General features: G+C 31.9%; 25 protein-coding genes. 16 read left to right on the top strand and 9 right to left on the bottom strand.

Annotated elements, in window-relative coordinates; translation table 11 throughout:
* Window positions 1-5: 5 nt before the first annotated feature.
* The 13 genes from C1H87_RS00395 (at window position 6) to C1H87_RS00335 (ending at window position 13,957) form a co-directional block, all read left to right on the top strand.
* Window positions 6-1,016 carry a GNAT family N-acetyltransferase gene (locus C1H87_RS00395; RefSeq protein ID WP_102753916.1) on the top strand — a complete coding sequence of 337 codons (1,011 nt, stop codon included), beginning with the start codon at window positions 6-8 and terminating at the stop codon, window positions 1,014-1,016.
* Window positions 1,017-1,064: 48 nt separating this feature from the next.
* Window positions 1,065-2,015, top strand: coding sequence for a GNAT family N-acetyltransferase (locus tag C1H87_RS00390; protein ID WP_102753915.1), 951 nt, complete (start codon window positions 1,065-1,067; stop codon window positions 2,013-2,015).
* Window positions 2,016-2,019: 4 nt separating this feature from the next.
* The gene (locus C1H87_RS00385) at window positions 2,020-3,207 is read left to right on the top strand and encodes a GNAT family N-acetyltransferase (protein WP_102753914.1); all 1,188 of its coding nucleotides are present in this window, start codon (window positions 2,020-2,022) and stop codon (window positions 3,205-3,207) included.
* A gap of 4 nt (window positions 3,208-3,211) precedes the next feature.
* Entirely contained in the window at window positions 3,212-4,378 is a 1,167-nt protein-coding gene (locus C1H87_RS00380) for a GNAT family N-acetyltransferase (RefSeq protein WP_102753913.1), read from the top strand.
* A complete protein-coding gene (locus tag C1H87_RS00375) occupies window positions 4,371-5,567 on the top strand; it encodes a GNAT family N-acetyltransferase (RefSeq protein WP_102753912.1) in 1,197 nt (398 codons plus the stop codon). The genes C1H87_RS00380 and C1H87_RS00375 overlap by 8 nt, the downstream gene beginning before the upstream one ends.
* Before the next feature lie 19 nt (window positions 5,568-5,586).
* A complete protein-coding gene (locus C1H87_RS00370) occupies window positions 5,587-6,738 on the top strand; it encodes a GNAT family N-acetyltransferase (RefSeq protein WP_102753911.1) in 1,152 nt (383 codons plus the stop codon).
* A 173-nt stretch (window positions 6,739-6,911) separates the two neighbouring features.
* The gene (locus tag C1H87_RS00365; protein ID WP_102753910.1) at window positions 6,912-8,006 is read left to right on the top strand and encodes a hypothetical protein; all 1,095 of its coding nucleotides are present in this window, start codon (window positions 6,912-6,914) and stop codon (window positions 8,004-8,006) included.
* A gap of 11 nt (window positions 8,007-8,017) precedes the next feature.
* The gene (locus tag C1H87_RS00360; protein WP_102753909.1) at window positions 8,018-9,520 is read left to right on the top strand and encodes an AMP-binding protein; all 1,503 of its coding nucleotides are present in this window, start codon (window positions 8,018-8,020) and stop codon (window positions 9,518-9,520) included.
* Window positions 9,517-9,768, top strand: coding sequence for an acyl carrier protein (locus C1H87_RS00355; protein WP_102753908.1), 252 nt, complete (start codon window positions 9,517-9,519; stop codon window positions 9,766-9,768). The genes C1H87_RS00360 and C1H87_RS00355 overlap by 4 nt, the downstream gene beginning before the upstream one ends.
* A gap of 4 nt (window positions 9,769-9,772) precedes the next feature.
* Window positions 9,773-10,384 (top strand): sugar transferase, encoded by a 612-nt coding sequence (locus C1H87_RS00350; protein WP_102753907.1) that lies wholly within the window; start codon window positions 9,773-9,775, stop codon window positions 10,382-10,384.
* Window positions 10,377-11,447 carry a hypothetical protein gene (locus C1H87_RS00345; RefSeq protein ID WP_102753906.1) on the top strand — a complete coding sequence of 357 codons (1,071 nt, stop codon included), beginning with the start codon at window positions 10,377-10,379 and terminating at the stop codon, window positions 11,445-11,447. Before C1H87_RS00350 ends, C1H87_RS00345 begins: the two co-directional genes overlap by 8 nt.
* Before the next feature lie 28 nt (window positions 11,448-11,475).
* On the top strand, window positions 11,476-12,525 hold the full coding sequence (locus tag C1H87_RS00340; RefSeq protein ID WP_102753905.1) for a GNAT family N-acetyltransferase: 1,050 nt from the start codon (window positions 11,476-11,478) through the stop codon (window positions 12,523-12,525).
* A gap of 196 nt (window positions 12,526-12,721) precedes the next feature.
* Window positions 12,722-13,957, top strand: coding sequence for a GNAT family N-acetyltransferase (locus C1H87_RS00335; protein ID WP_102753904.1), 1,236 nt, complete (start codon window positions 12,722-12,724; stop codon window positions 13,955-13,957).
* 148 nt (window positions 13,958-14,105) lie between these two features.
* Here C1H87_RS00335 and C1H87_RS00330 read toward each other — a convergent pair whose 3' ends face one another.
* The 5 genes from C1H87_RS00330 to C1H87_RS00310 form a co-directional block, all read right to left on the bottom strand.
* A complete protein-coding gene (locus C1H87_RS00330) occupies window positions 14,106-15,203 on the bottom strand; it encodes a GNAT family N-acetyltransferase (protein WP_102753903.1) in 1,098 nt (365 codons plus the stop codon).
* Window positions 15,204-15,211: 8 nt separating this feature from the next.
* On the bottom strand, window positions 15,212-15,892 hold the full coding sequence (locus C1H87_RS00325) for an HAD family hydrolase (protein ID WP_102753902.1): 681 nt from the start codon (window positions 15,890-15,892) through the stop codon (window positions 15,212-15,214).
* Entirely contained in the window at window positions 15,876-16,841 is a 966-nt protein-coding gene (locus C1H87_RS00320) for an ATP-grasp domain-containing protein (protein ID WP_102753901.1), read from the bottom strand. Before C1H87_RS00320 ends, C1H87_RS00325 begins: the two co-directional genes overlap by 17 nt.
* A 139-nt stretch (window positions 16,842-16,980) precedes the next feature.
* Window positions 16,981-17,943, bottom strand: coding sequence for a hypothetical protein (locus C1H87_RS00315; protein WP_102753900.1), 963 nt, complete (start codon window positions 17,941-17,943; stop codon window positions 16,981-16,983).
* A 5-nt stretch (window positions 17,944-17,948) separates the two neighbouring features.
* A complete protein-coding gene (locus tag C1H87_RS00310; protein WP_102753899.1) occupies window positions 17,949-19,400 on the bottom strand; it encodes an MBOAT family O-acyltransferase in 1,452 nt (483 codons plus the stop codon).
* Between the two features lie 289 nt (window positions 19,401-19,689).
* Here C1H87_RS00310 and C1H87_RS00305 point away from each other — a divergent pair, with 289 nt between their 5' ends.
* On the top strand, window positions 19,690-20,532 hold the full coding sequence (locus C1H87_RS00305; RefSeq protein WP_102753898.1) for a cupin-like domain-containing protein: 843 nt from the start codon (window positions 19,690-19,692) through the stop codon (window positions 20,530-20,532).
* 57 nt (window positions 20,533-20,589) lie between these two features.
* Here the strand turns inward: C1H87_RS00305 and C1H87_RS00300 are convergent, their stop codons facing one another.
* Together C1H87_RS00300 and C1H87_RS00295 are read right to left on the bottom strand one after the other, a co-directional pair.
* Entirely contained in the window at window positions 20,590-21,069 is a 480-nt protein-coding gene (locus C1H87_RS00300; protein ID WP_102753897.1) for an Lrp/AsnC family transcriptional regulator, read from the bottom strand.
* 69 nt (window positions 21,070-21,138) lie between these two features.
* Window positions 21,139-22,293, bottom strand: a complete 1,155-nt coding sequence (locus C1H87_RS00295; protein WP_102753896.1) for a M14 family metallopeptidase — start codon at window positions 22,291-22,293, stop codon at window positions 21,139-21,141.
* 287 nt (window positions 22,294-22,580) lie between these two features.
* Here C1H87_RS00295 and C1H87_RS00290 point away from each other — a divergent pair, with 287 nt between their 5' ends.
* Together C1H87_RS00290 and C1H87_RS00285 are read left to right on the top strand one after the other, a co-directional pair.
* Window positions 22,581-22,970, top strand: a complete 390-nt coding sequence (locus C1H87_RS00290; protein WP_102753895.1) for a helix-turn-helix domain-containing protein — start codon at window positions 22,581-22,583, stop codon at window positions 22,968-22,970.
* A gap of 37 nt (window positions 22,971-23,007) precedes the next feature.
* Window positions 23,008-23,376, top strand: coding sequence for a DNA topoisomerase IV (locus C1H87_RS00285; RefSeq protein WP_102753894.1), 369 nt, complete (start codon window positions 23,008-23,010; stop codon window positions 23,374-23,376).
* Window positions 23,377-23,524: 148 nt separating this feature from the next.
* Here C1H87_RS00285 and C1H87_RS00280 read toward each other — a convergent pair whose 3' ends face one another.
* Window positions 23,525-24,025, bottom strand: coding sequence for a hydrolase (locus tag C1H87_RS00280; RefSeq protein WP_102753893.1), 501 nt, complete (start codon window positions 24,023-24,025; stop codon window positions 23,525-23,527).
* A gap of 11 nt (window positions 24,026-24,036) precedes the next feature.
* Window positions 24,037-24,801, bottom strand: a complete 765-nt coding sequence (locus C1H87_RS00275; RefSeq protein WP_102758124.1) for an MBL fold metallo-hydrolase — start codon at window positions 24,799-24,801, stop codon at window positions 24,037-24,039.
* Between the last annotated feature and the right edge of the window lie 58 nt (window positions 24,802-24,859).

Genomic DNA, 24,859 nt, shown 5'->3' with positions numbered 1-24,859 from the left:
ACTAAATGAATAATGAAAATCCTTATTTATTAAAAACTTTTAAGTCTATATGGTTAAAACACTTTAACGATAACAAAAAGCCATTGACTTTTAGTTTTGTTAATACCCTTACTTTTATAAAACATAAAAAGCTACCTGTATTTCTTAGTACGGGCACCACTAATACAAAAGGAATTTCATACAGACTGTCTAACAACATTTCCAGCGACTATAAGAACAATGTTTTTATAATTTACGATGTACCAGAGTTTAATGGAAAAAACAACACAAGCACCAACGCTATAAGCTGTTATAAAGTGAAGCAGTATCCTGGGTTTATTTGCGACTTAAAAAAGTACAATACACTTAAAGAATACATGCTCGATGTTATTAGCAAAAAAAGCCGTTACAAGTTTAACAGTTACAAACGCAAGCTGGAAACGTCGCACGACATACATTATAAAATGTATTTAGACGACATAACCCCAGAGACATACGAAAACATCTTTAATCATTTTAACAAGCTGCTTAAAAAGCGCTTTTCTGATAAAAAAATTGTAAACAACAATTTAGATCCTGAGGAATGGGACTTTTATAAGGAAGTAACCTTACCCTTGATTTTAAATAAACAAGCTGGGCTTTTTGTAGTATACGATAAAGATAAGCCTATCGCTATTACCCTGCTTAATTTTTCTAAGGATACCGTACTGGACGTTATTAGGGTTTTCGATATCGATTATAAAAAGCTTAGACTTGGCACTGTTAGCATTATGAAGCAATTAGAATGGTGTATAGAAAACAATTACAAAGCTTTAGATTTCTCTAAAGGTTATTATGAATACAAGCAACGATGGGCTAATAAACCTTATTGGTTCGAATACCACATTTTTTATGATAAAAAGTCGATAAAAGCCAAGGCACTAGCCTTATTCTATAAAAACCTATTTGCCTTTAAACTATTTGTTAGAAAAAAGCATCTTACGGATTATATCCATCAGTTCAAATTTTTTCTAAACTCAAAACGGTACGCTGAATAACAAATTATTTCAGTAAATTAAACCATAAATTAAGACTAACCATTTTAGATGATTCACAAGCTTTTTTTTAATAAGAACAGTCATTTAATTTTTGATTTGTTTTTAAACAAAACAATAAGCTCGTTGTATAATGGTAAAGTTTCGAATGCATTAACCCAAAGAAACTATACCACCAAAAACCTTATAGATAGTGATTTTAAATCCATCTATATCACCAAGGACATTCCTAACTATTTTACCTTTACCCCAAAAGATGCAAACACTAAATTTAAAGAAGTACTGCAATACAATGGATATCTGTTAAATCTATCTGGATATACAAATGCTACAGACTTTATAAATAGTACGCTTAACAAACGAAACAGAAAGAATTTAAATTCAAAAACTAATAGGCTTCACGAAAACCACAATATTTCATCACAGGTATTTTTCGGAAGCATAGATAAGCAGGAATATGATAGGATTTTTGAGGATTTCTACAAATTACTCAATGCACGATTTAAAAAGAAGAAAATGTACAATAGGTACCTCCCTAACTGGAATGACTTGCAAGCATCTACTTTTCAAAAAATACAAGATAGGAATGCCTCATTACATGTAATCTATGATAACTCCAACCCTATCGCCATTACATTGAATTTTCATTTAAACGATATCGTTTTTAGCCATATTCAAACCTACGATATGAATTATTCAAAATACAACATGGGAGATATTAGCATGGTGCACCATATAGAATGGCTAATAAACAACCACATTAGCATATTCGACCTATCGATGGGCAAAACGTATTATAAAGAAAAATGGAGTAACCATACCTATCATTTCTTCTATCATATTTTTTACAATAAACGATCAATCATATCCAGGTTAAGCGCAAGAGTTATAGCCCTAGAGCTTAAACTCCTGCAATTTTTAAGAAATAAAAACATAATTGGAAAACTATTTATGTTCGATAAACTTATTTACACTTATAAAAGCAAGGTTGTAAAACAATAGCTGTATGTTAAAAAGAATATTGCCAAATAGTCTGGATGTTTTAAGTACTTTTTTAGAAAGAAAAGTGCTCCTGCCTGTTTATAGCAAAATTTTAAATAGTATTTCTAAGGAGTACATACACAAAAGCACAACACCAGAACCTAAAGACGATAATTTCCTGTATTGTATTTATGACTTTCCCAGCTATTTAAAAGCAACGGTTACGAGCACCAAATGGAAGCTAAAAACTATAAACACATACAAAGGATCATTAATTCTGCTTAAAAATTACAGCGATACAAACGCTTATTTAAAGAGTAAGTTTAGCGCAGGGCGACGATCGAAATTTAGAACATACAAACGCAGACTGGAAACGTGCTTTAACATAGAGTACAAAAGCTTTTTTGGCGAGATTTCGAGAAGCGAATACGAATATCTTTTTGATGAATTTCATAAGATGATCAAAAATCGGTTTTTAGAAAAAAAAATACAGAATTACGATCTGTCTCGTTGGAGTATTTATCACGAAATAGCTTACCCCCTAATAAATAGTAAAGAAGCTGCACTTTTTGTTATCTACAATAACAAGAAACCTATTAGCATTTGTTTGAATTTGGTAAGAAACAAAACAATTTATGGTTATATAAGAACCTACGATATCGATTACTCAAAGTTTTATATCGGGTTTACAGATTTTATAAAGCAACTTGATTGGTGCTTCGAAAATGATATAGAGATTTTCGATCTCCTAAAGGGAAATTACCCCTACAAAACCAAACTTATCGATACTCAATACGATTTTCAAAAACACGTATTATACAATTCAAAATCAATAATAACCAGACTTTCTGCTAACATAATCGTTACCAGAACCCGTGCCTTTTACGCATTGGTTAAAGTTTTAAAGAAAATGAACTTTAATACATTGTATCACAATTTTTTAAAGTATAAATACCGGAATAGGGAATTGAGCAAGATTACTGATGATTCTAAAACAACTATTGAAAAGCTTGAAACGTTAAATCCTGAAACCAAACTGACAAACGTCGATTTAAACAACGACACCTTCAGCTACTTAAAAAGGCCCGTATACAACCTTTTATACAGCAATCAAGAATCTATAAACACTATAGAAATTTTTAAATTTCAAAATGAAACAGATACTTATCTTGTAAAAGGGAAAAATACCATATCTAAAATCACCTTTCAATAAACCTATGGCTATCATTAAAAATATAACATTTTTAAAAGCATTTTTAGCAGAAAATAGCCTCCCCTCCATATACAGTAAAGTTACAGATAGTATGGGTTTTAACTACACCATTAACACCAGTTCGAATACTCCCGAACACGTATTTTTAATTAAAGATTTTCCCGACTATCTAAACATAAATACACAACCTAAAAACAAACTAAAGTTAGCCCAAACAAAGACACTTAAAGGGCATTTGGTTGAAATCAAGTCATTTAAAAGCTTTTCAGAGTACTTAAAGTTAAACTTTAGCACCAAAAGCAGATCAAACCTAAGGCGTTACCAAAACAGACTGGAAACCTGTTTTAACATAAACTACGCTTGTTACCACGGCGAGATTGACAAACAAGAATACGATCGTCTTTTTGTTGTTTTAAAAGACCTGTTAATAAAACGGTTCAACGAAAAACAAGAAGTCAATTACGAACTGCAGCATTTGGAAGAATTTCACGATATCGTGTATGATTTAATAATAAGTAAAAAAGCCAGCCTATTTGTTATTTACGACGGGAAAAAACCTATTAGCATAAGAATTAATATGTTTAAGGAAAAGCTAGGGTTTTACATTATTAGTGGTTACGATATCGATTATTCGAAATTCCACTTAGGAAGTATCGATATGTTAAAAAATATTGAATGGTGTTTTAATAATGCTTTTGAAGTTTACGACCTATTGAAAGGCTACGATTATTACAAAACAAAATGGGCTACAAAGTCGCATTATTATTACAATCACGTCGTTTATAATTCAAACTCAATAAATTCATTTTTCATTGGGAAATTAATACATTTAAAGGAACGCATTAAATACAAAAGCTACACTGTAATTAAAGGCTCGAAACTACATTTACAATTTAAAAAGATTAATAGAGGAAAAATTAAAACAGCACATGCTAAACCTATTGTTATTGTTGACAATCCAGATGAAAGCAAAATAGAAAGCACATCACAAATAAACATCCATAAAAATAACGACTATGCTTTTTTAAGGAAAACCCTATACGATTTTTTATTTACCTCCAAAGCATCTGTCAACAATACGAAAGTGCTTAAAATCAACAATTCTCAAAACCAGTATTTAATAAAATCCAATAATAAAAGTCAACTTGTAACCATAGAACAGAATGAGTAAAAAGCACGCCCATGTTAGTTTTTTATTAGACCTGTTTTTTAAAAACAAGGCCTTCCCTCCTTTTTGGAAAAAAATAACCAATTCGTTCACAAACAATGTTGTACACAAAACAGATTCCAATCTTGATGTAGAACATAAAACATATAGTATTAGTGACGTCCCCAACTATTTTTCTATTGATTTTAAGAACACTACGAAACATTTAAAACAATTATCGACTCCGCTTTATGCTGGGTATTTAATAAACTTAGAACTTTTTGAGGATTTAGAGGATTATCTAAACAACAAATTAGGCAGGCCAAGAAAATCACAATTAAAAAGATATAGAAAACGACTGGATTTATGTATTGCTCCCGAATACAAAATATTTCACGGAGACATTGCAAAAAAAGAATACGATTCGCTTTTTGATAACTTATTTGAAATGACTGAACAACGTTTTGCTCAAAAGGAAGAATTAAATTTCGAATTACCTTTTTTAGAGCTATATCATCAAATGATGTATCCGTTAATACTAAAAAAGGAAGCCTGTATTTTTGCCATATACCACAAAAATAAACCCATAAGTATCACTTTAAATTTCATAGATGAAGACACTGTATTTCACTGGAATAGCTGTTACGACATAAACTACCAAATGTTCAATCTGGGGCATATAAACATGGTAAACCATTTAGAATGGGCTTTTCAAAACGGGTATAAAATTTTCGATATGGGTCGAGGCGATTTTCTTCATAAAAGAAAATATATTAACGAAGAATACATGTACAATGAACACGTAATCTATAATTCGAAATCTCTAACCGCCTCCATTGTAGCCCATATTAAAATACTAAAATTAAAGCTACGCTTCAAGCTCATTCAATTTCTTAAAAAAACCAAGCTACACCTGTGGTATGGAAAATACGCTAAATATAAATACAGGTTGGCAAAGACTAAAAACAAAACACCTATAAACATCAAATTTAATATTGAGAATACCATTTCCGAAATTCCGAAGCTTACAAGCTTAAATACAATAAACTTGAGTAAAGACGATTATTATTTTTTAATAAAACCCTTAAACTATTTTTTACATAAAAGCCAGGAACTAGCAGACAATGTGGTAGTTTATAATGATTCAAATAACAAAAAAACGTTTTATTTTAAAGGTTTAAAAAAGACACAAAAAATAACCATAGAAAACTAATCCTTAGGCTAAGAATTCAATGAGTAAAAAAAACAAAATACCAATCTTTCCTGTTTTATTTAGAACGCCAGAGATCAATCATTTGTACGAGAGCATTGAATATTTTGGAACAAGCATTAAGAACAAAACAAACTCTGAATGCGCAAAAAACAACATATTTACATTCAGGCTAGTACCAGAGTATTTCAAACTCAACCTAAGAGACACTTCTTTTAAAAGCAAAATAATCCCTCAATACAACTGGGGCTACTCCATACTGCTCAACGATTCCGATTCTATCGAAGGCTACATGCAACGCCAGTTCAATTCAAAAAAAAGAAACATCCTAACACGATATGTTAAGCGACTAGAACTGTGTTTCAATATAAAATACAATATGTTTTACGGCGAGATGCCGCCCGCAGATTACGACTTTATCATGCAATCGCTGTACGATATGATCATTGCCAGGTTTGAGGAACGAAACGAAACACATAAAAACCTATACGAATGGCAAACACTAGCTGAAGACACCTATGAAAAAATCTTAAATAAAGAAGCGTCGCTATTCGTTATTTACAATGAAGACGAACCCATAGAAATTTCTTTAAACTACCATTATGACAAGGTGCTATTTAGCTACATATCATCATTCAAAATCGATTACTCAAAGTTCGGATTAGGTCATGTAGAAATCTACAAACAAATTGAATGGTGCGCCAACAACGGCTACAAACTTTTCGAAATGGGTGTTGGTGGAATGGATTACAAACGCCGGTGGAGCAACAATATCTACAGGTACAATTACCACCTTACTTACAATGGCGCTTCCCTCCTAACTAGTTACAAAGCACGAATTTCCGGCACCAAACTTAAACTTAAAGAATACCTTAAATCTAAAAAGATAAACGAAATTTTACCCTTAATAAACAATTACCTAACACCAAAAAGAAAAAACAGCAGTAATATTGTAGCTTCAGAGATTAGACCTATTGATGGTTTAGATCTGAAAGGCTTCAAAGAACTATCTCTCCTAAATAATGACTCCTTTTTGTTAAAGAAGCATGTTTATAGTTTTTTGTACACAACAATTACACATAGCAACGACATAAAAATTTACAAAAACAATAGCGAAAATCTATTTATTGTAAAAAGCGCCGCTCAGTACCAAAAAATCACTCTTAACGTATAACTTGTTTTATCGTTATTTGTGAAAAATGCGCTTACCGAAGCTGTTAATCGCTAAAGCTAGTCGTAGATAGATTAAATCTGTTAAGAAAAAATTACTTTAATATATTTGAGCCAATAATTTAGATAAAAACAACGGTCACTTTTTAGTGACTTTTTAAGCTAGTCAAGTACGCTATGCAAAACATAAATATTACGCCATTAACCAAAGAAATGTTAGAGGATGCTTTGAGTCAAAACCTATACTGGGGCGAAAACACCAAAGTTGTCCCCTTTTCTAAAAACAAGGCAAAATGGCTACTTGAAAACGAACGCATACAAAGCGAAGATATTTGTGCTATTTTGGGTTATGAGGAAGACGAATTGATATCTTTTATATACCTGGTACCCGATTACCTAGCTACAGATCAAGGGCAACAAAAAGTGTACTGGAGCAACAGATGGTGGATTCACGAAAAATACGAAAACTCAGTATTATCAACATATTCGAAGCGACTCTCTATAGAATCTGTAAAAGAACAGGTTCTTGTTAAATATGTTGGAGAAGAAACATTAGAGTATTACAAAAAACAATCGTTTATAGAATTCGGGAAACGAGACAAGTATATTTTTGTTTTTAGTTTAGATCACAATCTAATCGTAACTAAAGTAAAATCACTTAAACCTTTAACTCCATTATTAAAAGTAGTCACCTATCTTTCACGCTTCTTCATCTCGACAATAAACAAGTTGAAGATTTCAATAAGCAACAGAAAAACAACATATAAAAACATCGACACAGTAGACGATACCGTTTGGGAATTTATAGAGAAAAAATGCGAAGGTGATTTAATACCAAAATCGAAAGCATATATTAATTGGCAAATAGACAACAAGCAATATATCGACACAAACGGATCAAAAGAAACACCTTATAAATGTTTGGTAAGTAGTGTGTCGTACAAAATTTTTAACGAGAACATCTTAGTTTTTAGCAATAACAAAATAGTAGGCTTCTTTTCTGCCCTTATAAGAGGAGACGAATATGTATTACGTTATTTTTTACCAGACGAAGACTATTACAGCCATTGCCTGGACATTTTAATGAAGCGTTTCATAAAATCTAAATGCACATACATACTTACCGATAACGAAAACTTAGGGAAACAAATTCACCATAAGTTTTTATGTATCTATGCCAATAAGAAAGAACAAGTTTCTTTAGCCCATAGCAGTATTAATTACAACTTTACTAATGTGAAAATTAGTGAACAAGATGGTCATTTTGCATAAACTATAAACTAATGAATTTTATTAATAGACTTAAAGAATCATTTAAAACCCATAGTTCAAAGCATGCTCTGTGTATTAATGATACCTTTTATACCTATCAAGATTTGTCTGATGCTATTAACAGAATTAGACTCTATATACAAAAAAACATAAACCCAGAAGAAAAGCTATTTGGCTTAGTAGCAAATGACGATTTAGAAACCTACGCCTCTATTTTCGCGCTATGGTTTGAGAACAAGGGCCACATCCCCATTAACCCCACTGCGCCATTAGACAGAAATTTAAAAATATTTGATCAAACAGATATCAATACCGTACTAGACTCATCAAAAGCGTCCGATTTTAGCGATTCTTTTGAAGTTTTCTGTACCACAAATAGCGATTCCGGCATAGATATTAACGATTTGAAAAGCCCTGATTTTTCAGAAAACAATATCGCATACATTCTATTTACAAGTGGTAGCACTGGTGATCCAAAAGGAATTCCGATAAGTTTTAAAAACTTAAACGCTCTTTTAAGCGCCTTAGACAAAGACGACGAATACAAATTGCATCATTCAGATAAATGTTTGCAGATGTACGACCTCACTTTCGATGCCTCGCTTACAGCATTTATGCCCGCTTTTTTATCAGGAGCCTGCAGTTATACTATACCTGGCAACTCCATGAAGTACTTACAGGTTTTTAAACTTTTAAATAAGTACGAACTAACAGTTATTAAAATGGTGCCTGCGATAATAAACTATCTGCGTCCGTATTTCTCCGAAATAAACGCAGAAAGCGTACGATATTGTGTTTTTGGAGGCGGCAAACTAAACGACGATATTGTTAAAGAATGGCTTAAGTGCATTCCTAACAGTAAACTTTACAACCATTACGGACCTACAGAATGTACTGTTTGTAGCACCTATTACAATTACAACATTAACGGCTCCAATAAATCTCATAACGGAGTATTACCCATAGGCAAACCCTTAAATGGTATTGAGTACATCATTATAAACGAATCTGGAGAAACAGTAGCGTCCGGAGTTCAAGGGGAATTATGCCTGTCTGGAGATCAGCTTACAACTGGATATTGGAAAAACGACAAACTAAACGATAAATTATTTTTTAACCACACGACCAGTAACGGTTCGGTTAAACGATTTTATAAAACCGGAGATGTTTGCTATCTGAATGAAGACGGTGACCTTATGTATGTGGAAAGAAAAGATTTTCAGGTAAAGATTAGAGGTTTTAGAGTGGAGCTTGGCGAAATTGAATACCACATAAGAAACGTTATAAACAACAACATAAGCGTTGTTGATATTGATATTGAAAACGGAAATAATGAAATAGCTTTGGTTATTGAAGGCGAAAAAACAGATACAACCAATCTATTTGAACACTTACAAAACAACCTGCCAAACTATATGGTTCCAACAAAAACATTTTTTTTACCGGGACTTCCACATAATAGCAATGGCAAACTAGACAGAAAACAATTAAAAAAAATAATAGAAAAAAAATGACTAGAGAAGACATTTTAAGCAAAGTAAACGAAGCTTTTACAAAAATATTAGAACACAATAATTTTGAGCTTAAAGATGAAACCACCGCTCACGATGTAGATGGCTGGGAATCTGTAACCCACATGCTAATCATTACAGAAATTGAAAACATGTTCGGAATAAAGTTTAAACTCATGGACTTAATGAACATGGACAATGTTGGGGATTTACTTAAAGCCATTGAAACCGAAACATCAAACACCAATTAAAAAAATGTACAAGCATATACTTAAACGTTTAATTGATTTTTTTGCTGCTTTAATAGGACTTATCCTATTATCGCCCATAATTATTTTTACGATCATCTTTTTATTCTTTGCCAATAAGGGTACACCATTTTTTATTCATCCACGTCCTGGTAAAAACGATAAAGTATTCAATCTCATTAAGTTCAAAACAATGAACGACAAAAAAGATGAGAATGGCGAATTTTTACCTTTCGATCAACGCGTTACAAAAGTAGGTGCATTTATTAGAAAGTATTCGCTGGATGAATTATTGCAATTAATAAACGTACTTAAGGGAGATATGAGCTTAATTGGCCCAAGACCACTTCTTGTAGAATACCTGCCCTTGTATAACGAAACCCAAAAAAGACGCCACGAAGTTAAACCCGGAATTACCGGTTGGGCTCAGGTAAATGGCAGAAACACCATTCTTTGGGTTAAGAAATTTGAATACGATGTTTGGTATGTAGATAACTTATCTTTCATGTTAGACATAAAAATCTTACTTTTAACAATAAAGAAAGTAATTATAAAAGAAGGCGTTAACAATTCTGAAAGTTTAAACATGACAACCTTCAGCGGAGGTGATAATGAATAATTTGGTTAAAATGCGAAAAGAAGGTATTGGTTCTTATTTTCATTTTGAAAATGATCAGGAATTACTAAAAGATTCCACAATCGACTTAAATTTTAATTACAAAATATGCTACACGGGCAGACATGCGCTTTTGCATATTTTAAACGAAGTTACAAGCTCGAAACAGGTTTCAAAAATTTGGTTTCCAAATTATTATTGCCAGCATACGTTACACTGGATAAAAAAGTTCCACCCCGTTATTCACACATACGACGTAAACCCATTTGAGTTTCCAGCAGAGATTAATATTTCAAATTTCGCAGACAGCAATGATGTTGTATTAATTAATAACTATTGGGGCTTAAGTACAATGCCTAAAAAAAGCACAGCAACAGGTGCTCCTCTAGTTATAGAAGATCATTCGCATGGCTGGCTAAGCAAAGCTTGTTTGAACAGTGAAGCAGATTATTGTTTTGTATCATTGAGAAAATCACTACCCATTCCCTTAGGCGGTATGTATTGGCAGCCAAATTCAAGCACAAATGATATAATTCATTCTAAAAAAAACAATAATGATCTTTATGAAGCATGGGATTTAATGGTACAAGCCATGAAACTCAAGTCCAAGTATGTAGATGGCGACGAAACCATAGAAACATCAACTTACTTACCCCTATTTTACGACGTTGAGGAAGCTCTTAATATCAATTCAGATTTTGCCGAACTCCTAGATGATCATGAAGATTTTATAAGATCATTTATCAACCTAGACACAAAACAATTAAAAAATAACAATCTGGATGTTTTATATTCAGAAATTCAAGATACGCCATATTTTAAAGTAGTTAAAAGACCCGACCATACAGCTTTTGGTCTTCTTTTACTATTTAAGGATGAAAAAGAATTCAATTCATTAAAATCCTTTTTAGTTTCAAATGGCGTTTACCCATCATCATTATGGCCAGATAACAAAATAGATTACGAATGGCGATATTTTTTAAACCTACATATAGATTTCAGGTATACTACCGAAGACATGGAATATATTATAGAAACTATTAATAAGTGGTTAAACAATATTTAATCATCCGAACATCAATCAAAATACGCAAATGAAAACCAACCCATTTACATCAAAGGAGTTTACTTCAATTTGGTCTAAACATTTTAATCATTCTAAACTGCCTATAAGCTTTAAATTTGCCGAAGGCATATCGTTTGTCAAAAACAAGTATTTACCCCTTTATGTAAATACAGGCAAAAATTTAACCAACGGATTGTCATACAGGCTTAATGAAAATGAAAACGACTATAAAAACAAAGTTTTCTTCATTTACGATATACCTGAATATATAAACCAATCTAACCTGGAAACAGGTTCTTTAAAATTAAAATCTGTAAAGCAATACAAAGGGTATTTAGCTAATCTTGAGAATTACTCAGATTTACAGAATTACATTGCCGACAACTTTAGCTCGAGAAGCAGAAAAGCCTTTAAAAAGTATATTAAAAAATTAGAAGAAGGCTTTAACATAAACTATAAAATGTATTATGGTAACAACATTACCAAAGAGCAATACGATTTTATATTTGATAATTTTAATAGACTATTTAAAAAAAGGTATACCGAAAAACAAATTAACAATCATTTTTTAACCAAAAAAAAATGGAACTATTTAAAAGAGCTCTGCTACCCCATGATTTTGTCTAAAAAAGCCTCTTTATTTGTGATTTTTGACGAAGACACTCCTATTAACATATCTGTTAATTATATGGCTAGCAATATTGTTTTTGGTGCATTAACAGTTTTTAATACAGACTATTCAAAATTCAACCTAGGATTTATTGATATTATGAAACACCTAGAATGGTGTATTGAAAATAATTTTCAAACCTTCGATTTTTCAAAAGGAGATTTCGAATATAAAAAAAGATGGAGCAATAAAGCCTATAGTTTTGACTATCATATCCTATATGATTCCAATTCTGTAATATCAAGTTCTATCGCATCATTTCTGTCTATATATTTCAAATTAAAGCAATATTTAAGAGATAAAAACATTCACGAAGTTTTTCATCGCGTTCTATTTAATTTAAAAGGAAAAAAGAATAAAAGCAAGAACAAAATCAAAAGCATTAAACTTATTCCTCCAAAACAATAACCAGCAAGATATGGTGACATATCTGTTATTAGTGAGATTAATATTAATAACTTTAACAAAGTAAAACGTTCAAAAATATTGAAATTGAAAACTTTAAAGCTGAAAGATGTGAGGACATAGAATATAGTACGACTAGTATTTATGAATGATTAAATACTAGTAAAAAATAAATGAATGAACACTCTAACAATCAAAAATGAAGAATAATCCATTCATATCCAAAGAATTCACCTCGGTTTGGTCGAAGCATTTTAACAAATCCAAACCAGAGATACGGTTTAAATTTATAAAAGACCTATCGTTCGTTAAAAACAAATACCTACCTATGTACACGAATATGGGGAAAAATTTAACCAACGGGTTATCTTATAAACTGCAGATGAACGAATCTGATTATAAGAATAAAGTTTTCTTCATTTACGATATACCAGAATACATAAACCAATCCAATCCAGAAACAGGATCATTAAAATTAAAATCCGTAAAACAATACAAAGGCTATTTAGCCAATCTGGACAATTATACAAATTTAGATGATTATCTAGCCGATAATTTCACAGCCAAAAGCAGACGTAAATTCAGAATGTACAAAAGGAGACTCGAAGAATCCTTTAACATAGACTATAAAATGTACTATGGCGATAACATGACCAAAGAACAATACGATGTTGCTTTCGACTACTTCAACAAATTGTTAAAAAAACGGTATACCGAAAAACGAATCAACAATCATTATTTAGCTGAAAAAAAATGGAGCTACCTAAGGGAGGTTTGCTACCCCATGATTCTATCTAAAAAAGCCTCTTTATTTGTTATTTTCGACAACAACACCCCTATTGCTGTATCGATTAATTATATAGCCGACGATATTGATTTTGGAGCACTAACAGTTTTCGATATCGACTATACCAAATTCAACATAGGGTTTATCGATATTATGAAACATCTGGAATGGTGTATAGAAAACAACATTCGAATATTTGATTTCTCAAAAGGAGATTTTGACTATAAAAAACGATGGGGCAACAAAATTTACAATTTCGATTATCATATATTATACGATTCGTCCTCTGTTATTGCAAAATTAATTGCCAGTTCTTTAGCCGGTTATTTCTCTTTAAAACAAACACTTCGAGAAAAAGATCTACATACGCGATTTCATAAATTGATCTTTTTATTAAAAGGAAACAAAAACACGAATACCAAAAATTTTCAAGTCATTAAAGACGATAACGAAATACCCGAAAACGATTTACAACTTATAGATTACAATACAGATGAATATGCTTTTTTAAAGAAAATCGTTTACGACCTTATATTCAACGCTCCAGAAGCTATTAGCGATGTAAATGTGTATTTAGTAAAAGGACTTGAAGACACCTATTGCATGAAAGGCAAAAAAACAAATATTAAGTTCAAGTTATCACCTTAAACAACAGCCACAAGCAATTAACGCTAAACTATTTACTGTGCGCTTTTAGCATTTTCCTGAACACAATCACAAATTTAAATTTCACATAAAACGAATAAAGGCGGGTTTAAAACCCGCCTTTATTTTTATTCCACGTTTCTTATTACTGCTACCTATTAAACGCATTTCTTCTATAAGCTGGAAAGAAACTTATTTTGCTATCGTTCTCCTCTTCCATTACCTCTTCTTTTTCGAGGTAAACTTCAGCATTCATAATTTTATCAAGCTTGTCGTAAACCTCTTTATCGATAATCTTTCTACCTGTATAAAAAATAACATCTTCATCATTTGGGAAAAACGACTTCTTATAACTATATAAGCTATCAAAATCCACTCTACCCCCTCCAAGGTTATAATACTTGAAGTTTCGTTTTCGCGCCCATTTCATAACTTCTACTTTCAAGAAATCATTTGGTCTTAGGTTGAAGAAATCCATTAACGTACCACCCAAATACGAATAAAGCGTATTTCCTGAAATTAATATTAGTTCTGTGGAAATAGGCGTATCGTCTTTGTATATAAATGTGATTAAAATTTTCCCCTTACTTAAACGGGCTATATTTTTAAAATAGTCTAACGAATAAAAGTAATCAGTATCTGCATTTACGCGTTTCATGGTACTGATATAAATTCTATAAAACCTTTCAACATCTTCAGGTTTTACACCATCTACAATATCTGCCCTTAACTCATTCGATGCCCCTTTTCTATAATTCGTTCTAACCTTTTGTTTTAAATTCGACCACTGTGTTTCTTCATCCAATATCGCCCCTCTTACATTTGATAGCGTTGGAATTAATACTCCAGAATAAAACTGAAAATTATGGTTAAGGCTAAACCTAACAAATTCAGATATAATATTGTTTGCTTTATACCACTCGTCAACAAGTTTCCAAAAGGTTATAAGATGCCCTCTGGACATGTCTTGATTAAACAAAGGGCCACTGTAACCATAAGGAGAAATAACATCGTAATACACCTGACCATCTTCTAAATACGGAACTTTTCTTAATATAAAAGGCATCAATACCAAAACCTCACCATCATCATTTTTTAAAGTAAAATACCTTAATTTATCATTAAGTAGTTCTTCAATATTTGAGGCTAGTAACTTATAAAACGGATTAATTATATCGAAAGACTCAACCGTCTTTAAATACAATTCAAAATCCTCTTCATTTAGTATTTTATTTATAACTAATTCCATATTAATTCTTAATTCTTAATAATTTCCTTAATCTCTATTAAATCCTTAATCCTGTAAGTAGGCCATTTTTCTTTTCCCAGTTCAAAAGACTGTTTATGAATATTGTTTCCGTCGTCTAGCAAACAAATGCTTTGCCAATTCAATTTATTGGGAGCTACAAAATCTTTTTTTGTGTTATCCCCTATATACAAGTAGCTATAAGCTTCTCCATACTTTTCGGTAAAGTATTTGAAATTGTTTTCGTTAGGTTTTTCCGAGCCGAACTCTTCAGAAATAATAATATCATCAAAATATTCCAAAAGCCCTAGAGCCTTTAATTTACTTCGCTGTTGTACACTCCTGCCATCGGTAATTAAACCCATCTTATAAGCTTCTTTCTTTAAAAAGGGAAGCAAGTCTTTCACTTCTTCTTTTAAGAAAATATTTGGGACATGATTTCTGTACATTTGCAGTAAACTATTTACAGTTATCTCTTCTATATTATTCCTATCTAAAACTTCCTTGAAAGCATTTTTTTTATCAACATAATAGCCCATCATTTCAGATAAAATCGACGCTTCAGACTTGTCTATTTTAGTAGACAAAAAAGTGGCAATTTCTTTATAAGCAGATTTTAAAAAATCAATCTCTTTATAAAGCGTGTCATCTAAATCAAAAACTATTATTAAACTATTACTCTTTATAGTCATGAACTAAAATCTCATTGTCGTATCGCAACATTAATAAATCTTCTTTCCAATCGCCATAAAAATCAATCTCTTCGCCTAAAAAATACTCTTGTATAAGCCACTTCGGAAAATTTGCACCTGCCAAATACGTTAGTGGAAATCCACCGCCAAACCTTGCGTTAATCTCAATACCGTAAAACTCATCTTCATTTGAATGCTTAAAGAATTGTGCTGTTAAACACCCTACTGCTCCTTCTACATGGCTTAAATGTTCCTTTATATAATCTACCAAAGCATTTCGCTTTGTAATACCTTTATTTACTTCGCCATCCCTAACCTCTATTCTTTTTCTAGGCGTAACCGATTTAAGGTTATGGTTTTTATCATAATACAAATCGCAAGTGTACTCATCGTATACATCATGATCCAGATACTCCAAGAACATTAAATCTTTATTGATAAAATGATACTCTGTTAACTCTTCATGATTACGTATTACAAAAGTGTCGACACTTCTACTACCATTATAAGGCTTAATAAACAATGGCAATTTATAATCGTATTTAGAGTATTCTTTAGCAACGTTAATACCTCTTTCTTTAAAAAAAGTACTCATTTCGCGTTTATCTCTACAAACATTTATAAACTCTTCAGACGATATAATAGGTGTAATACCATGCTTTAAAAAAGTATTGATACTCTTTGCCAAAACCAGCAACTCCGTATCTATAGTTGGTATTACAATCTTTACATTATTATTTATACAGATCTCCAAGAGGTTATTCAAATAGTTTTTATCGTCGACTAAAGGAAGTTGAAACGCCTTATCTGAAACCTGGCATGCAGCTGATAGATTTGTATTGAAATCCGTTGTCATAACCATTCCTTCCGGCACTAATTCTTTCAGTTCTTTTTGAAAAGCTTGTACGAGGGATACTCTTCTTCCTGCCGATGTTATTAATATGTTCATTATGGTTAATAATTTTTGTTTAAGTTGGGTAAAATTATAAAAAAATACATGGTGCTATTTTAATTTTGAGCTAAGAAACTACAATTCATTATTTAAAAATAATTTTTAAGACAATCTACCTAAAAATCATATATAATGCCTATTTGTTGTGCATTTGCCCTACAATATGTTCTGATATTATTTGGCTAATTAAATCCCTTCCATGATTGTTCCAATGCCTGTCGTATATAAGTGTAGTAGGCGCTTTAGAGTTTTTTAGCCTAGTATAAAAATCCAGATAATTAAAGTTGTTTGTGCGCAAATAATCTAAAAAGACCCGAGGTGTGGTGCTGGAGTCTAGAAGCAGTACAAACCGATCCTTATCGTATCCATAAATAGCAACCAGGCTCTCAAAATTTTTAATGCATTTTAAATGTTCGGCTTCTATTTCTGCTTGTGTTGGCCCCTTCTTTAGTTTCGGCGTTTTTTTCCTGCCAATTGAAGCTAATTTCCCTGCCAATTTCCATACCGGATCCAGTATCCCTATATTTTGAGCATAAACCAACAGCTTTATCTTCCGTAGGTTTTTAATCATAGGCGATTCAAGGTTCATCCTTTCCTCAACAACATGATACTCAGGACGGGTTAAATCGTTTTCAAATTTTAAGCCCAATACCACATGGTCTATCAAATCGAACTGATCTTTATACGCATGAATTAAATGTAGTTGGTCTGCAAAATCGTAACCCGCGTATCCATATTCGTAAACCTCTACGCCTTCTATCTTGTTTTCAATTTTTTTACCAATGGAATTATAGTAGTGCTGATGAAATCCTTCAATAAAAGAATCGCCCACCAGAGCTATCTCTATTTTTTCTTTAGAAGGCACAAACTCCCTGTACGAATTATATCCAGAGTTATTTATATAAAATTTAGAAAAGTTTTGGCGTCGGTTACCCGTTACAGAATACCCTTCTTGGTTTGGCACCCATTTTTCAACTTTATGCTTATCAACAAAACGAGAAGGATTGTCCTTTGCCAAATGAAGCACACGCACGATAACTTCCAATGCTATCAAAATCAAAACAACATACAAACAACTCTTAAAAAACAATTTTCTCATCTCTATTAAAATTGAAAGTAAATAAAGGACCTATCGATATTACTATCGTAAAATAAAAGCATACCTAAAACAACTATGGCATAAGCAATAAACCTAACTAATTTAGATTTAAACTTGAAAGGTGAGCGCTCATCTTTTCTAATGCGATATTCATACAAAACGAATAAAATTATGAGCACATAATAATCTATCATTCTATAGCCCATCGGATGGATATATGCCTCATATGTAAAGTTAGAACATATTCTTTTTATAAATGCAAATGCATCTGTAATAGATTCCGATCTAAAAAATATTCTAGAAAAAGTAATTATAGAAAATGTAAGCAGCACCTGCCCTATTTCAACCAAAGAAGGAAACATGGTACGCTCCCCTACAACACTATTTTTATAAATGGTATTTCTCCCCATTAAAAAAACGGGAATATAAGCCAAAGCATGAAATGCTCCCCAGAAAATAAATGTCCAATTTGCCCCGTGCCAAAACCCGCTAACCAAAAAGATAATAATAATATTCCTTACAGATTTAAGCTTGGTTACCCTAGACCCTCCTAACGGAATATACACATAATGCCTAAACCATGTAGAAAGCGAAACGTGCCAACGCTGCCAATATTCTGCAACGTTTCTGGAAAAGTTCGGGAATTTAAAATTAGATTTTAACTCTATACCAAACAATTTAGCTGTACCAATAGCTATATCGGAATAGCCACTAAAATCACCATAAACCTGAAAACTAAACATGGTAACCCCCAGAATAAGTACCGATGCTGGATAGGTTGAATAATTTGCAAAAATATCATCTACGATTGGAGCCAGAGCATCTGCAACAACTACTTTTTTAAAGAGTCCCCATAATATCAACTTGAGACCACTTACTGTTTGATTGTAACTAAACTCTCGTTTGTTAGTTATTTGAGAGAGCAAATTAGACGCCCTTTCTATAGGTCCAGCTACCAGTTGCGGAAAGAAACTCACAAAGGCTGCAAACGACAAATAATCTCTCGTAGGTTTAAGTTTCTCATAGTATATATCGAAAGAATAAGACATGGTTTGGAAAGTATAAAAAGAAATACCTACCGGAAGAATAACCCGTAATGTCCAAGTACTTTTCATCTCGTACCCAAACACAGAAAACATGTCTACCCAAGAGTCTACAAAAAAGTTGTAGTATTTAAAAAAACCTAAAAGCCCAACATTAAACAAAACACTTAGCCAAAGCCATTGTTTTCGTTTCGATTTGTTGGTACTGGAATCTATCATGATCCCGACAAAATAATCTACAGTAGTGCTTAATATTATTAATGAAAGAAATCTCCAATCCCACCAGCCATAAAACACATAACTAACTACAAGTAAAAAGATGTTTTGAATTTTTACACTCTTTTTAAAGAGGAACCAATAAAGCACAAAGACTATAAAAAGGAAAATAAAAAACTCTAAAGAATTAAATACCATGCACTAATTAAGTATTAAAATAGATTAAACTGTCTAAACGACTCCAAATGTCTTACAACACATTTGGAATATCAAAATTACTCTTTCAATTACACATATTTTATTTAAGCGACACAAAACCACCGCTACACTTCATCCAAATATAATGCATTATTAAGTTGGTATATCGAAATAATCCATCCATTAATCTAATAAAACAACATAAGCTGCGTAACGATAAATATTTTGATAATTTTATCTAGCAGAAATAGTTTTCTTACGCTATTTCAAACCATAAAACTATATAAAAATGAATATCGTATCCGAAATCCTGGATCAAAGTCAGCCAATCGAGGAAGTAAGTTCTATAGATGCAGCAGCTTTTAAAAAAAACTATTTCAAAAAAAAGAAGCCTGTTATTATTAAAGGACTTGCCAACACATGGGAATCTACCAAAAAATGGAATTTAGATTTTTTCCTGGGGCTTGAAGATGATAAAGATGTATACTTGCTATCAGACAACTTTATTCAAGACGACAACAGGTACAGAAAAGCATCTTTTAAAGATTATATAAAACAATTAAAAGACGCTGAAGAAAATGACAAAAACTTTAAGGACTATTTAACTACGTTGGATATTTTTGAATACTATCCAAACCTTAAAAGCCATATAGATTTTTCCTTTTTTGAAAAGCATACCAAAGTAAACGACATAACAGCCTGGATAGGTCCTGCCAATACCATTTCTGGTTTTCATGCAGATACGGCCAACAATGTATACGCACAAATAAAAGGGCGGAAAATGTTTATTATCTGCTCAACAAAATTCAATAAAACGATGTACCCCAGTAGCAAGCATATTTATGGTGCCGTAGCTAGCGATGTGGATATTAATAACTTCGAAAAGGACAGGTTCCCGGAATTTAAGAATAATGACTTTATGAGTGTTATTCTAGAGCCTGGAGACGTATTGTTTGTACCGCAAAATTGGTGGCACTATGTACAAGCGCTCGATCCTTCAATAAGCATCAGTAACTTTGGCTATACCAAGTTTGAAGTTTATAGCTTGAAATTTAAGGAACGTATTATACAATCGTTACACAAAAGAGGTTATTACAAAGCCAACCACTGCTTCTGTTGCGAAAAGAACTAACTAAAAAAGCCCTTAAAAAGGGCTTTTTTTTATATCGTATAACGGAATTAAGACAGTCTATAAATTTTTAAATATAGAATGCATTAAACGTTTTTTATCATTAATACTTTCCTCTAAAGAAATCATGGTTTCTGTTCTATAAACACCTTCTATATCGTCTAGTAGAAAGATAACTTCCTTAGCATGTTCTGTGCTCTTGGCTCTAATTTTACAGAAAATATTAAACTTTCCAGTAGTTATATGCGCCACAGTAACGTATGGAATTTCATTAATGCGCTCTAAAACAAACTTCGTTTGAGAGGTATTGTTTAAGTACACACCAACGTATGCAATAAATGAATAACCTAGTTTTTTATAATCTAACATTAATGAAGAACCTTTAATAATTCCGGATTCTTCCATTTTTTTTACACGAACATGAACTGTTCCTGCAGAGATTAATAATTTCTTTGCTATGTCTGTAAAAGGTATTCTTGTGTTATCAATTAACATGTCAAGAATTTGATGGTCGATTTCGTCTAATTTGATTTTCCCCATATTAATTATTCTTAAATAAAAAGCAAAAATAATACATTTTTACTAATAATAACGCATTATAAATATGTTTTATTTCGATAATAATGCGATTTTCTCATTATTTATTATTACGAAAACGTTTTCGTAATTCACTTTCACCACCTCATTGTCGACGTCCAATACTCCTAAACCATTGGCATTAATTTCTTTATGAGCATAAAAATCTTTTAAATTTTCAATTTTTTCAATTTTTGGAATAAATTCTATTTTTTTATCGACTAGTCTTTCCTGAAATTGAATAGCTATATCGTTAATTTTTTTGTTTAAATACCCCGGTACTTTAGCATTTCGTATAATAACATCATAAAAACACTTTTGGTTTTCTGGAATTTTCAAATATGCTTCATATTTATCGCCAGTTACATCATGATTAGCAATATAATGTAATGATGTAACATAAGATATATAAATAAGCTCACGGGTTACCTCCCGTTCGTAATCATTCTCGTAATGACCGGCTTCAAATAGAATGGTAGGCACGTTTTCGGCTTGAAACGTATCCCCTACGCAATTTAAGTTAAACGAATCGTCATACACCCCTACTTGACCCGGTATAACGTTTTGTAACGCATCGTTCATAACCGCTATTATCTCCATAGCAACCTTTCTATTGGGTGTTATAGTACAAGGTTCGTCTTGTGCGGGTGCTAAAAATGATACCGTTGCAGATTTATTAGCTTGTCCAGCTCCAAAAATAGTGCGTTGCCCGTGTAGGTTATAGCAAAAATGAGGTTTAAACAATTCAAAGGCTGCTCTAAGCACCTTGCTCTCAGGCTGGGTTAAGTTTTGAGCATCCCTGTTTAAATCCACTTCATTGGCGTTTATACGTGTATAAGCTTGCGCTCCATCCGGATTAAGAATAGGCATGATATATAACGTACAGGCTTTTAAAACGTGCTCTAAGTCACTGCTTCCAAGAAAGGTGTTTAACAGATCGAAAAGCGCCTTAGTAGTAGTTGATTCGTTACCATGCATCTGCGACCACATTAAAACCCTTTTATGGCCCTCACCAATTTTTAACGCGTAAATCGGGTTGTTTAAGACAGATTCACCTACGGTCTTTACTTCAACAGAGTCACCTAAGTTGTTTAAAAGAGGTTCTATATGTTTATTGGTAATATAACGGTGGTATAAGTTGGTTTCCTTGTGCTTTAAAAACAAGGATTTTATTTCTTCTAATTGCATACTGTTCTTTTATGCTACAAATGTAAACATTTACCAATTCACAAATGTAAACAATTAAAAAAGCGATATTGTTTACAACATTACACAGTTGTTTAGTAATTAAATTACAAATGTTTACTAAAAACATAGGTAGTTTAAAAATTGTATTTAAAATACTTTAAATTAGTTATTTAACTATTGTTATTTAAAGTTAAAGGTTAAAAATATTAGATTATTTACGCATTATTATTCTTTTTTTCGAGGCTATATTATTACATTTGTAAATCTCTAATCTAAATTTGTTCACAATGGTAAACATGGATGGTTTTGTAAACAGGCTGCAAGAAATAATGAGTTACTATGGTGAATCTGCTTCTTCCTTTGCCGAAAAAATTGGCGTACAGCGTTCTAGTATTTCTCATATTCTATCTGGTAGAAATAAACCCAGTTTAGATTTTATTTTAAAAATACTTACCGCCTATCCTAATGTAGATTTATATTGGCTATTTAATGGTAAAGGAGAATTTCCTTCAAAAAGTAAATCTGAAGCAATAAAAAAAGAAACCGATCTTTTTTCTACAAACGAAGCATTAAAAATTGAAACACCAATACCTACTCCTAAAGAAAACGGAAAAAAGGAAATTGAACGTATCGTTATTTTTTATTCCGACGGAAGTTTTAAAAATTATCAGAATTAGTTTTATTCTTTACTAAATTTGCGTTTAAATTTTTAGCATGAGATTTATACTCCTAGTCCTATTATTAAGCTTCGTTAGTTGCTATGAAACTGCACGCAATTGTAAAGATTATAAAACAGGTGAATTTTATAGTGAAGTCGTTATAAACGATCAGTTGTTCGAATCTAAATTCAAACGAACAGAAGACCTACAGGTCGAAACATACAATAACAAGATAGACTCTACGAAATTACGATGGATAAACAACTGTGAGGTCATCTTTAAAACCATCAATCCTAAAAACATGGCAGAGCAAAAGGATATTCATCTAAAAATTTTAACGACAACAGATTCTTCTTATACTTTCGAATACTCTTACGTAGGAGAAACGAAAAAACAAAAAGGCGTTGCTTATAAAATTAAATAAGCACTAAAATCTCAAGATTTATCCTAGCATTCTAAAAATAATTCTTGGACAACTATTAAAATGAGACCCCGCTTTTAAGCGGGATTAGTTCAACTAACTATTTTGAATTTCCCCGATATAAAATCGGGTTTTTCAAAACAGAGTTTCACTAATAAACAGGATATAAAAACGATTCAATTAAATTGAATTTAAGCTGCTTGTCTTCCGTTATTTCATAAGTTAAAAATAGCTCTCCCCAAAATTCGCCATCAGAGAAATCTGCAACAATCCATTTATGGTTCAGCATTTTTATCGTATTGAGCAACATTTTTCTACCATCGCTGGATGCATAAGGTATAATAGGATGCTCTCCTTTAACTTCATTTAATTTATAAAGCTCGTCCTTTATAAAAGGAATTAATTCAGACACCTTATAACCATCAGATTCAAAATAACTAATAGCCTCTTCGTTTCTATCTAAATTAAAATGCGAAACTTCTAAAATATCATTTTGTAAAACTTCTATCGAATCTTTATATTTTTCCAGTGCTTCTTTTTGAACCGACAATTTGTTATTAATGTCTTCGAATACCCGTTTTGAGTTTACATATTGAAATAATACCAATAATGCCGCAAAAACGAACAAATACATAAAAATTCTTTGTTTCATATAACTTTAATTTAAATTATTACTTCTAAACCATCATACGCTAAAAAAACATTTCTCGGCAATGTTTTTTCTACTTCCTCATGAAAACCAAGCAAGTGACTAATATGAGTTAAGTAGGCCGTTTCCGGTTTAACCTTATCTATAAATTGTAACGCTTCCTCCAAATTAAAATGCGAACGATGGGGATCTATTCTTAAAGCATTAACAACCAAAACTTTTACCCCTTTTAACTTTTCTATCTCCTCGTCTGGAACAGTTTTCATATCTGTTAAGTAGGCAAAATCATGAAATCGATAGCCAAAAACCTGTAATGCATCATGGAAACCATTTATAGGCACCACTGCTAAATTCTTTAGTTTAAATGATGTATTTTTTTTCACCCTGTTTGTAACAACAGACGGCGCTCCCGGGTATTTATTCTTTGTTGTAAAAATATAATCAAACTTTTTACGCAAAGATTTCAATACACGTTTATGGGCATAAATAGAAATATCACCCTGTCTAAAATAAAATGGTCTAATATCATCTAGCCCCATAATGTGGTCGGCGTGCTCATGCGTAAACACAATACCATCGATGCTATCGCATTCGGCTCTTAGCATTTGATATCTAAAATCCGGTCCACAATCTATAACATATTTATAATCGTCCCACGCTACCAAAACAGAAACACGTAAACGTTTATCTTTCGGGTTTGCACTTAAACAAACGGGATGTGTACTTCCTATAATTGGAATGCCTTGCGATGTCCCTGTTCCTAAAAATGTTATTTTCAACGACGTTAAGTTTTGCACAAAAATAGCGTTATTTTTTTGTTTACTATACATATTTAAT

This window comes from Flavivirga eckloniae, from assembly GCF_002886045.1.
Lineage (GTDB): Bacteria > Bacteroidota > Bacteroidia > Flavobacteriales > Flavobacteriaceae > Flavivirga > Flavivirga eckloniae.
This window is presented reverse-complemented; position numbering and strand designations above follow the sequence as displayed.